Consider the following 11,324-nt stretch of genomic DNA (forward strand, 5'->3'; position numbering starts at 1 on the left):
TCGGCTTGCCAGCCGAAGAAAAAGGCCCGCCTGGGCGAGCCTTTTTCCATCTCCGCTGACCTTTATCAGGTAGCAGCGGGCGCCAGCGTCATTTTCTCCACGCCGATCGCGAGATTGAGGCCCTCCTGAGCCTGGACATTCAGCGGCTGCAGCATGAAGGCCTGGTTGGTTCCACCGGCGATCACCTTGGCGCCGGCACCTGCGCCGAGGCTGGCATCGGCACCAATACCGTAATATTCGCCAGCAAGCGCAAATTCCGGAATGTTGGTGCCGGTCCTTGCAAGAACCTGCCAGATCATGACGCTCTTGCCAGTCTCACCGATATCCAGGCCGAATTTTTCGATTTTCCCGGCATAGACGGCCTTCGGGCCGCCGCCAGCAGGGGTGTAGGTGCAGATCAGATTCTTCCGTGAAGTGACGATCAGTCCCTGACCGCCTTCCGATCCGCAGACCAGACGGCCGAGGCTGACATAGTTTGCAGCGCTTGCCGGGCTTGCAAAGGCTGCTGCCGCCACTGCCGTCGCTGCGATCATCATGTGCTTGAACATGGCCGTTCTCCTTTCGGATGACCTATCGGAAACGAATTGATCCTTTTGATTGTTCCGGCGGTTACTCCCGCTCGAGCGTGCTGCGCGGAGCTGTCAGCGTCCAGGTCATGCCTCCCGGCAGGTAGTCCACCTGCACCGTTCCTCGAAAAGCGGCCGCGGCATGCGTCTTGATGACCGTGGTTCCGAAGCCGGAGCGGGATGGGGTCGCGACCTCAGGGCCGTTCCGTTCTTCCCAAATGAAACGCAGCATCGCTTCGGGCTGATCCTCTGTCTGAATATTCGCCCAGGAGAAGGAGACGCGGCCCTGCGGTATGGAAAGCGCCCCATATTTAACTGAATTGGTGGCCAGTTCATGCAGCGTCAAGCCGAGGTTTTGGACGGCCTCGGGCTTGACGACAAAGTCCTCACCGGAAATCTCAAGCTGTTCTGCCGCCTGCGGGAAAGCCTCCAGATGAATGTCGATGACCCGGCGGAGCGATGCGCCGGACCATTGTTCGCTTGTCAAAAGCTCGATCGAACGGACGAGGCCGTCTAGGCGATCGGATACGGCGGATTGGAAGCTCTCGACACTCTCGGCCTGTTTGGCGAGCTGGCGCATCATTGCCTGGGCCAGCGTGAGCAAGTTCTTCGTTCGATGCACCAGCTCATGCATTATGAAATGCAGACGGTCTTCCGTCTGGCTGCGGTCGAAAGAGGCATTGGAAAGAGCTACGGCGACCTGGTTTGCCTCGATGACGCTAGTATCGATCGGCGCCACGATATGGCCCTCTCCCATGCGGCTTGCCATGTCGGCGATGTCGCGGATCGTGGTGCGCACCTGCCGCGCCACGGCATAGGCCGCGAGCACCGCGACCAGAAGTAATGCGATGCCGCCGACAATCAGGAAGCGCCAGGTCGTGAGGATCGATGCCTGTGCCGTGGCGATCGGCCCCCAAACCACCGTTTTCCAGGACCAGCCCGGAATTTGAGCATAGCCCAGGAGCTGATCCGGCAAAATATCCTTGTCCTCGAAGACGCCGCGCGAAGCGATAAGCGACGGCAGGATACGCGTGTCGAACGGCGTTCCGGGGTCAATGCTCGCCATGCCGCTCGAAGCCACCACATGGCCACCCTGATCGATGACCGCAGCCGACCACCCCGATGGAAGCCCTTCGGTCGTGACAAGTCTGGCGAGGTCCTTGGCGTTCTGGGTGACGATCAGCGCCGCAACCTGGCCCGCATCCAGGGGTATCGTGACGTTGTAGACCCATTCGCCGCTCGTCGCTCCCTTGAAGACATCGGATGCTTCGATGCGGCCAGAGTTGATGGCCGATTCCATCGCCGGGATGTTGGCCGTCTTGCCAAGCAGCGTGCCGAAATCACGGCGCGTGTTCAGAAGTTGCTGGCCGCTTCGGTCGACGGCTAGGACGTAAAGCGTGTCGCCGCGCAGGGCCGTTTCTGTGCGTTCATGGAAGGCAGCGAAATCGTTGTTCTCGAGCTCTGGCGAGGTCGAGAGCAGGCGAAGGGTCGTCGCCATGTCCTGCAATTGACGGTCGATCGTGCGGGAGAGGGTCAGCGCGTCTTGCGCTGTCTCGCGTCTTAACGTTGTCCGCTGATTGTCCTCGAGCTGCAAAAGCAGGAGGGTGACAAAGGCAAAGATCGGCACAGCGATCGAGACCGCCATGGCGACGAGATAGGTGCCAATAGAGGCTTTCGGAAACAGCCGTGCGCGCAGACTCATGGGCATATTCTTTGCAGGCTTTCGTGGGCGAATTGCCCGGCCGGATTTTCGCAAACAGTTACGAAAGCAAAAAACTGCATCGCCGTCAGTGCCCTCAATGCGTTCGGATTCCCGATAGCCTGCTATCGAAGCAGGGGCATGTTAGGGGCAGGGGGAAGTGGTTGCAACACACTAAAACATCCTGACGGAAGAATTGTAATCGCCATACAATTGCGCCATCAGGCAAACCGGGAGAACCGAAATGGGCTCAAGCTTGCGTCAGTTGCGCCTGACAGAATCTCGTTTGCCGCCAGCGTGCCGATCAACGGAGCAAGCGTCACGCCGGAATGCATGACCGCAACATAGAGGCCACTGATGCCACAATTGCCGATAATCGGGAAGCCGTCCCGCGGCGTCGGTCGGTATCCGACCGTGAGGAAGTCCATTGTCAGCGCATCGCTTCCAAAAAGGTTTGCTTTGACCTTTGCAAAGAGAGTCGCGGCGGTCGCCAGGCGGTCTTCACCGGGATCGCCGCCGCCGAAGTCGCTGCCGGCGATGATGCGCCCTTCGGCGGTTTGGCGCATATGCAGCTCCGTCGCGATCACCAGGCCGTTCAGCCGCTTCCCGAAGGGGCGGGAGTGCACGATCAGGCCAGGCGGCGCGTCGATCGGCAGTGTGATCCCGGCCGATGCAGCGATCGGAACGGATCCTGCCCCGGAAGCGAGGACGACATGGTCCGCTTCGATCAAACCTTGGGACGTCACGATGCCCGTAATGTGCTCGCCGCTGCGGATGAGGCCGCGAACGGCACCGCCGATGAATTTTGCGCCTCGCGCTTCTGCATCCGCCAGCATCATGCGCGCTACGGCAACCGGCTCGACTGCGCCTTCCTCAGCGACGGCGAGGGCGAAATCGGGAGGATTGCGGAGATAGGGTTCGCGGCGCGAGATTTCGCTGCGATCGATCCGGCTGATTCCGTAGCCCCAGCCGCTGTGCTCCTTCTCGAACGCCGCGAGTTGATCGGGAGGCAGGTCCCAGCAGGTGCCGCCGCACCAGGAAAGCGGCAGGCCCGGAAGCTCGGCGGCAAACCGCTTCCACTCCGCCATGGAACGGCGCCGGAAATGAAAGTAGAATTCCGGGTTTCCCCAGCTGGCGTTAATCCAGGCAAAGGAATTGGGTGTCGCAACGCCGCCCGTTTCTTGGGCGACAACGGTCACAGCGGCATCGGCCTTCGCCAAATGCCAGGCGATCGAGGCGCCGATGATGCCGGCGCCGACGACGATCACATGCTGTTTCGCCGCCATCGCTGGTTCTCCACGATCTTCGGGTATCAGCCGCTGGTGGTGGCACCGACGCGGGCCAGGCCGTCACGGGCCGGCTGGTATTTCGGGTCCAGGCCGATCGCATGGCGATAGGAACGGGCAGCCTTCGCCTTGTCGCCGCGACGTTCATAGACAAGCGCCTGGTTGGCCCAGGATTCGGCGATGTTGCCGTTGAGCTCGATCGCATGGTTGAAGTCGGCGAAGGCATTGTCGTCGTCGTTCAGCGCGATATAGGAAATGCCCCGGCCGTTATAGGGCTCGGCCGAATTTGGTGACAGCGAGATCGCCTTCGAGAAATCGTCGATCGCCTTGTCCTGCTGATTGCGCTTCTGGAAGATCAGGCCGCGATTGTGATAGGCGCGGCCATCCGTCGTGTTGAGCTGGATCGCACGGTCGAAATCGTTGAATGCCGCATCGTCCTGGCCGGCCTGACGATAGACGTTGCCACGGCCGATATAGGCGACGTCATAGCTCGGGTTGATCTGCAATGCCGCATTGTAGTCGGAGATCGCCTGTTGTGGCTGGCCCATGTTGCGATAGACAAGCGCGCGGTTGGCATAGGCCTGGAAGAAACGCGGATTGATCTGCAGAGCGGTGTTGAAGTCGTTTAGCGCGGCCTTGAATTGACCGCCGCGGCCATAGGCCGAACCCCGCACGTTATAGCCCTCCGGATCACGCGGATTGGCATTGATCACCGAAGTTAGCGAGGCGATGTTCCCTTCAGAGCCCTGGGCCTTGTCGAGGCGGATCACAGCATCGGAGGTGTTGTCGGTCTGGCAGCCGGCGAGACCGACTGCGGCAAGGACTGCAAGCACCGGCAGCAACGTCGCCTTCGGCGCGCGCAAGGACCGGGGCGAGATGAACAAGAAATCAGCCATTCGTGCGCTTTCCCCATGCGTCATATCCGCGGTAATCGGATATGCGATCTTCAGCGGCAAAATAAAAAGGCGGCGGCGACACGTAATCGCCCCCGCCAACATGCATCTGAAAACGTCGAAATAACGACGGCACCGCCTAGCGTGCGACCAGACCTTCGCGCTGCGCCCGCTTGCGAGCCAGCTTGCGAACGCGGCGAACGGCTTCGGCCTTCTCGCGAGCGCGCTTCTGCGACGGCTTTTCGTAGTAGTCGCGCATCTTCATTTCGCGGAAAATGCCTTCGCGCTGCATCTTCTTCTTGAGAGCGCGGAGAGCCTGATCGACATTGTTATCGCGGACGAGTACCTGCACGAGAATCACGTTCCTTTGGTTTTGGTTGACACCAGCGGCGACAGCGCCAGGGCAAAATAATACGGTTCGCGCGGCCGGAGCCTTGCGATTGGTGATGGGGGATACCAGATCGGAGGGGTGAAGTCCAGACTGATATGGCGATCTGCCGAAAAAATGGCGGGCGCGGCCCTCGGTTACCCTGGCGGACACGGCATCTCGATGCATTTGCTATTGCCGTATTTGAAAATGCACCTATATGTAGCGCATCGAATATTGCTTGCGACCTTTGTCCACACGCCGAAAGCGTTCTGTCAGATTTCCTCTCAACATCGATAAGAACCGGCGAATGTTTCTCCGGTAAGGCAACGATTGAAAGGAGATCGTTCATGAATTCAGGCACAGTTAAATGGTTCAACAGCACCAAGGGTTTTGGTTTTATCCAGCCGGATGACGGCTCGACTGACGTCTTCGTGCATATTTCCGCAGTGGAACGCGCCGGGATGAGCACACTGTCCGATGGACAGAAGGTACGCTATGATCTGGTCCGGGATAAAAAGTCCGGCAAGAACGCAGCGGACAATCTCCAGGCCGCATGATTTGTCATTAGCCCTGGCTGACCACGGATGTACTGGCAGCAGGCTGAATGATGGGAGAGGTCGGGTAAAGCGCCCGGCCTTTTTGTTTAGGCGATCCGACCATCTGACATTTGAAAGGGTGCCGCGATGCCAAAGCCGAACTATTCGAACTATAAAGTCGGCGACCTTGTGGTGCTGAAGTCCGGTCTCACCCGAACGGCGGCGGCCAACAGGCGATGCAAGGTTGTCGGCGTGCTGCCGAACGACCATGGACATGTGCAGTATCGTGTCCGGTTCGAGGCTGAAAACTTCGAGCGCAGGATAACCGCACTTGATATCGATGCGACCGAATCCCCACCGCGGATCGTCGGTACTAAGGCAGTTCAAACTTCCAATGCCGAGCCTTGGTTGAAGGTTTCCAGCATCAAGATTCGAAAGTAACGTCTTCACTCGTTAACAGCACGGCGTGTCATGCCGGCGAAAGGAAAAGATTTTGCAGGTTCTCGTCAGGGACAATAATGTCGATCAGGCTCTTCGCGTACTCAAGAAGAAGATGCAGCGCGAAGGGCTGTTTCGCGAAATGAAGGCGCGTAGCGCCTATGAAAAGCCGTCCGAGAAGCGGGCCCGCGAAAAGGGTGAGGCTATTCGCCGCCAGCGGAAACTCGCGCGCAAGAAGATGCAGCGCGAAGGTTTGCTGCCGATGCCCAAGAAGGCGGCAAATACGCGCTAATGACCGCTTGCGAGGCTGGCTTCCAACTACGCTAACCATCCAAGGGAAAAGCGAATGACTGCCACAAAGGACGCATTCTTCAACGCCACGAAGATGTCGGCCCGTGACAAGGCCGAAGCGACGGATCACACGGCGCGGGCGATCATCGCAGATGAGGCGAAACTGCGCGAAAAAAAGACGGAGAAGTTGAAAGCTCTCCGTCTTCAGCGGGAAGCCGAAGCTGAGCCGGAGCTTCCGGTAGCAAAACGGAAACGCAAGGCCTCAGTCAAATCGGCCGGCCAATAGGTCTATTGCAAACGTGATCCTCTCCTCCGGCCGGTAGTCTGCCTAGCCCGATTTCCGCGCTCCGACACAATTTGTCTTTATGCTGCGAGCCAGTTCTAAGACAGGATGGTGTTCAGGGCTAAAGCGGGGTAGCTTTTCCTTGCTGCTCAGCAAGCTTGCAGCGTAGGGGCGCCATCGGTTCATGACACGCACGCAGCAAATCGGCGTCATCATCGGCTTGGCGATTGTTGCCATGCTCACGCTGCTGCGGGCCGGTGATCCGCAGCTCCTGCGATCGATCCGCGATGTGACCTTCGACGAGTACCAGCGCGTGTCGCCGCGGCCGTTCGAAGAGCTGCCCGTGCGGGTGATTGATATCGATGAGGCGTCGCTGCGGGAATTCGGCCAGTGGCCGTGGCCGCGGGATAGGTTGGCCCTGCTTGTCAACAGACTGTCCGAGATGGGTGCGGCGGCGATTGCTTTCGATATACTTTTTGCCGAACCGGACAGGCTTTCACCTCGCGCTGTCGTCGGCAATGTGCCGGGGATCGATCCGTCGCTTCTGGCGCAGTTGCCGGACAATGACAACATTTTTGCTGATTCGATTGCCGATAAGCCCGTCGTGCTCGGCTTCGGCTTATCCAACGAGGGAACATATCGTCCATCGGTCAAGGCTGGTTTCGCCTTCACCGGCGAAAGTCCCGTCGAGGCACCTCCGCATATCAAAGCTGCAACGCCGTTGCGGCCGCGTCTTGAAGCGAATGCCGCCGGTGTTGGCCATATCAGCCTTAACCCAGGCAGCCCATCATCGGTAGTGCGGGCGGTTCCGCTGTTTCTGACGGACGGCGAGCAGCTTTATCCTAACCTGGCGCTCGAAGCGTTGCGTGTTGCCCAGGGTGCTTCGACCTATGTGCTGGCAGGCGCACCGGACGCAGTCGGTGTCATGACATCGGCCAAGATCGGCGACTTCGTCGTTCCCGTGACGGCGGCAGGTGAGCTCTGGCTTTACGTCAGCGCCGACCATGCGGAGAGATATGTCTCCGCGCGGCATGTGCTTGCGGCGGAAGGAGCATCGCCGGAGGTCAGCGCGGCGATCAACCGGCAGCATCGTCTTTGTCGGCACCTCGGCTGCCGGATTGCAGGATATCCGCGTTACGGCGCTTGGAGAGAATGTGCCGGGGGTTTCGCTGCATGCGCAGACTGTCGAGCAGATCCTGAACAGCCGCTATCTGTCGCGGCCGGATTGGGCGGACGGCCTGGAGATATTCGCCATCGCGATGCTGGGCAGCCTTCTGGTGATATTGACGACCTTCGTCAGCCCGGCCGTGGCGCTCGCCTGCGGTTTGGCGATCACTGCGCTCGCTCTTGTCGCGTCCTGGCTTTGCTTTTCCTATTCCGGGCTTCTCTTCGATCCGTTGGCGCCGATCATCAGCGGATCGATCACCCATTTTTCAGCGACATCGTTCCGCATCCTTGTAATTGACCGGGAGCGGCGCGAGGTTCGCCGCGCCTTCGGACAGTATCTATCACCGTCACTCCTCTATCGTATCGAGCATACGCGCGACGCATTGCGCCTTGGCGGCGACGATCGGGAACTGACGGTCATGTTCGTCGATGTACGTCATTTCACCGAAATCAGCGAGCGCCTATCGCCAACGGCCGTCGTCGGATTCCTCAACACGCTGCTCGATGCGTTGAGCCGCCATGTCGTCGCCAATGAGGGCACGCTCGACAAATTCATCGGCGACTCGATCATGGCCTTCTGGAATGCACCAGTCGATGTTGCCGGTCACGAGACGAAGGCGGTGCGTGCGGCACTGGCCATGCGGGAAACGCTTGCCGAACTGAATGCTGCCGACGCCTTCGGCTTCGGCACGGACCAGCCCGTCGGTATCGGCATCGGCATCCATACCGGCGTTGCCTGCGTCGGAAACATGGGGGCCGAATCGCGCTTCAACTATTCGGCCGTCGGCGATGCCGTGAACGTTGCTGCGCGCATCGAATCCTCCTGCAAGGAAGTCGGTTTCGATATTCTGATTTCGGAGGATACGGCGCGGCTGCAGCTAGGTGCCGCGCTGCTAGAGGCGGGCATTATCGGTCTGAAGGGAAAGAGCAGCCGCACGCGTCTATTCGCTGTTGTTGGCGATCAGCGCTTGGCACAATCAGCGGAATTTGGGGAACTGCAGCGCCTCCACAATCAGCTTATTGAAGCCTTTCGGTCGCGCTCGCCCGACGCTCGCCGGATCGTCAGCGCCATCAGGCTGAGGGCCAAGATGATGGCTCCTGGATTGGCAGAATTTTATCGCCGGATTTCCCGCAGGGCTGATCATTTCCGCGATGAACCGGTTTCCGAGGAAGCGCGGCCGGCTGAGTGAGGTGTTAACGATGGCGGTTCCGTTCGCCACGATCCCTGTCATGATCCTTGTCATGACGATCGGCCTTATCGCGACCTTTGTCGTGATCCCCTCGGTTGTGGTCATATGATTTATGCGGCCCGTCAGGGTCGTGCGGCCTATCGGTGTGATCACGCGGCTTGTCCGTGTGGGGCCTGCCAGGTTCCCGCGGCTTCTCGGGCTTTGGTTCCGGAGGCGGGGTGCTCGGTGCCTGTCGCTGAGGCGCTTCAGGGCGCCGTTGCAACGCCGCGGTCAACCCGCAGCCGCCGCCCATCATGCCGGTAAGCGACTGGCCGCCGGAAAGGAATGGGAGCGCGTCTGACGTTCCGAGCCTGCGAAGGACGCCCTGGTTGACGCGCGCCACATCCGTCATGTTTCCGTTAGGTGTCGCAACGACACAGTCGCAACGGCGTGTCAGCTGCCGGCAGCCGCCGGGGCCGCAAAACTGAGCGGCACCATTCAGCATAACGACGGCTGTTGTTCCATCGGGGCCGACATAGAAATCGAAGGCAGTGCCGCGCACACCGATCGTACCTGCGGGCGTCAGGATCTGGTAGGCGGACGATTTCGAACTGCCGCTGATCCAGCGGAACGTTCCCTTCGCTGCGCGGATGCTCAGCCTCTTCACCGATTGCGAATCATCGAAGATGTATTTGTCGATGACGACCGACGAGCCCCAGCCGACCGCAAGCTTCGTACCGTCCCGGAAGACAAACTGGCCAAGTCCGGATTGCGAGGTACGAATGCGCTCGTCGCGATGGACAGCGGCATTTACCGTCAGCGGTCCCGATTGACCGGTGACCTGCGTCTTGATCCGGATCGCCTGGCCGACCTGCTCGGTTGCGGAAACCGGCATGGGGCTGGAAAGCACCGCGCAGAGCACCGCAGCTGTAACAGGACGCAGATACGACATGGAAATACCCCTAAGCATAGGAATATTAGCATATGATACTGCCACCCGTCTGCCTGCCCTCTTGGGTTAGTTCGACTAATCCGGCACGAACGCGGTTCAGCCGGTGGAGTCTCATCAGCACTTGTTCCAGGCATGTCAAACAAAAGCCCGTTCGCGTCGCAAAAGAAACGTTGTGCCGCATTTCGATTTGCGATTTGTATGGCCACGAAGGAAATGCCTTTCCCTGAAGGAGACGAAGGCGGATGCGGAAATATTCGGTTTTTGCCGTGGCACGGGAAGCGCTCAGAGGCCATAAGGGCTGGGACAGGCAGTGGACTTCGCCGGAACCGCGCGCGGAATACGACGTCATCATCATCGGCGGCGGCGGGCATGGTCTGGGGGCAGCCTACTACCTTGCTAAGGAGCATGGCATTACCAATGTCGCAGTGCTGGAAAAAGGTTGGCTCGGCGGTGGCAATACCGGTCGTAACACTACCATCATCCGCTCGAACTATCTCTATGAAGAGAGCATGCACATCTACGAGCATTCGATGAAGCTCTGGGAGAATCTGTCGCAGGATCTCAATTACAATGTGATGTATTCGCCGCGCGGCGTGATGATGCTCTCACACAACATTCACGACCAGCAGTCCTTCAAGCGGCATATCCATGCCAACCGGCTCTACGGCATCGACAACGAATGGCTGACGCCAGAGCAGGCAAAGGCTTATTGTCCGCCGCTCGATATTTCGGCAACGGCGCGCTACCCGATCAACGGCGCGGCTCTGCAGCGCCGCGGCGGTACGGCACGTCACGATGCAGTCGCCTGGGGTTATGCGCGTGCGGCGTCGGATCGCGGCGTTCACATCATCCAGAATTGCGAAGTCACAGGCCTGCGCCGCGGTCCTGATGGCAGGGTGACGGGCGTTGAAACCAATCGCGGCTTCATCGGCGCGAAGAAGATCGGCGTCTCCGCGGCCGGCCATACGACGACCGTGATGAAGATGGCGGACGTTCGCGTGCCGCTGCAATCGAGCCCGCTGCAGGCCCTGGTTTCCGAACCGCTGAAGCCGATCTTCCCCTGCGTCGTCATGTCGAACACGGTGCATGCCTATATCTCGCAGTCTGACAAGGGCGAGCTCGTCATCGGCGCTGGCACGGACCAGTACAATTCCTATTCGCAGACCGGCGGCCTGCAGATCATCACGCATACGCTCGATGCGATCTGCGAGCTCTTCCCGATGTTCCGCCGAGTGAAGATGATGCGCTCCTGGGGCGGTATCGTCGACAACACGCCGGACCGTTCGGCGATCCAGTCGAAGACGCCGGTTCCGGGACTCTATGTCAACTGCGGCTGGGGCACTGGTGGCTTCAAGGCGACACCGGGCTCGGCTAATCTCTTTGCGCACCTGATCGCCCGGGACGAGCCGCACAAGTTCAACGCCGGGCTAACGCTGGAGCGCTTCCGCACCGGAAGGCTCATCGACGAAGCGGCTGCCGCAGCGGTGGCGCATTGATGATGTCGCCGATTGATTTGCACGGGACGGTGCGATGGGTCTTCCCTTCTCCCCAGCGGGGAGAAGGTGGCCCGCAGGGTCGGATGAGGGGGCGGCACGGCGGGCCGTTAGTTGCCCTTCGCTTCCACTCAGGCCGTTCGCCGCGTTCGCTCCTCACCCCCCTCATCCGCCCTTCGGG

The 11,324-nt window shown here is 59.9% G+C and carries 11 protein-coding genes and 1 pseudogene; 6 read left to right on the forward strand and 6 right to left on the reverse strand.

The features are described from left to right. Positions 1 to 65: 65 nt before the first annotated feature. The 5 genes from ACZ9BX_RS19025 to rpsU (ACZ9BX_RS19045) all read right to left on the reverse strand — a co-directional run bounded on the left by ACZ9BX_RS19025 (position 66) and on the right by rpsU (ACZ9BX_RS19045) (position 4,796). Positions 66 to 548, reverse strand: a complete 483-nt coding sequence (locus tag ACZ9BX_RS19025) for a DUF992 domain-containing protein (RefSeq protein WP_132562739.1) — start codon at positions 546 to 548, stop codon at positions 66 to 68. Positions 549 to 609: 61 nt separating this feature from the next. Further along, on the reverse strand, positions 610 to 2,268 hold the full coding sequence (locus ACZ9BX_RS19030) for a sensor histidine kinase (RefSeq protein ID WP_476219592.1): 1,659 nt from the start codon (positions 2,266 to 2,268) through the stop codon (positions 610 to 612). 218 nt (positions 2,269 to 2,486) lie between these two features. Continuing rightward, the gene (locus tag ACZ9BX_RS19035; protein WP_476219594.1) at positions 2,487 to 3,551 is read right to left on the reverse strand and encodes an NAD(P)/FAD-dependent oxidoreductase; all 1,065 of its coding nucleotides are present in this window, start codon (positions 3,549 to 3,551) and stop codon (positions 2,487 to 2,489) included. A gap of 26 nt (positions 3,552 to 3,577) precedes the next feature. Next, positions 3,578 to 4,447: a tetratricopeptide repeat protein gene (locus tag ACZ9BX_RS19040; protein WP_476219595.1), complete on the reverse strand. Its 870-nt coding sequence runs from the start codon at positions 4,445 to 4,447 to the stop codon at positions 3,578 to 3,580. 136 nt (positions 4,448 to 4,583) lie between these two features. Beyond that, complete coding sequence (rpsU, locus tag ACZ9BX_RS19045; protein ID WP_003585885.1) at positions 4,584 to 4,796, reverse strand: 30S ribosomal protein S21; 213 nt, start codon at positions 4,794 to 4,796, stop codon at positions 4,584 to 4,586. A 365-nt stretch (positions 4,797 to 5,161) separates the two neighbouring features. Here rpsU (ACZ9BX_RS19045) and ACZ9BX_RS19050 point away from each other — a divergent pair, with 365 nt between their 5' ends. From ACZ9BX_RS19050 to ACZ9BX_RS19070, 5 genes and pseudogenes are all read left to right on the forward strand, one after another. Then, entirely contained in the window at positions 5,162 to 5,371 is a 210-nt protein-coding gene (locus ACZ9BX_RS19050; protein WP_027507985.1) for a cold-shock protein, read from the forward strand. A 126-nt stretch (positions 5,372 to 5,497) separates the two neighbouring features. Then, complete coding sequence (locus ACZ9BX_RS19055) at positions 5,498 to 5,791, forward strand: cold-shock protein (RefSeq protein WP_476219597.1); 294 nt, start codon at positions 5,498 to 5,500, stop codon at positions 5,789 to 5,791. Between the two features lie 52 nt (positions 5,792 to 5,843). Beyond that, positions 5,844 to 6,080, forward strand: coding sequence for a 30S ribosomal protein S21 (gene rpsU / locus ACZ9BX_RS19060; protein WP_022715889.1), 237 nt, complete (start codon positions 5,844 to 5,846; stop codon positions 6,078 to 6,080). Positions 6,081 to 6,134: 54 nt separating this feature from the next. Next, complete coding sequence (locus ACZ9BX_RS19065; protein WP_476219599.1) at positions 6,135 to 6,365, forward strand: hypothetical protein; 231 nt, start codon at positions 6,135 to 6,137, stop codon at positions 6,363 to 6,365. Positions 6,366 to 6,546: 181 nt separating this feature from the next. Then, positions 6,547 to 8,719: pseudogene (locus ACZ9BX_RS19070) on the forward strand (CHASE2 domain-containing protein). A 4-nt stretch (positions 8,720 to 8,723) separates the two neighbouring features. Here the strand turns inward: ACZ9BX_RS19070 and ACZ9BX_RS19075 are convergent. Further along, a complete protein-coding gene (locus ACZ9BX_RS19075) occupies positions 8,724 to 9,650 on the reverse strand; it encodes a FecR family protein (protein ID WP_476219600.1) in 927 nt (308 codons plus the stop codon). Between the two features lie 242 nt (positions 9,651 to 9,892). On the opposite strand from ACZ9BX_RS19075, the gene ACZ9BX_RS19080 reads away from it, so the two are divergent. Further along, positions 9,893 to 11,146, forward strand: coding sequence for a sarcosine oxidase subunit beta family protein (locus ACZ9BX_RS19080; protein ID WP_027507990.1), 1,254 nt, complete (start codon positions 9,893 to 9,895; stop codon positions 11,144 to 11,146). Positions 11,147 to 11,324: the final 178 nt, after the last annotated feature.

The organism is Rhizobium sp. USDA 3886, assembly GCF_056279785.1.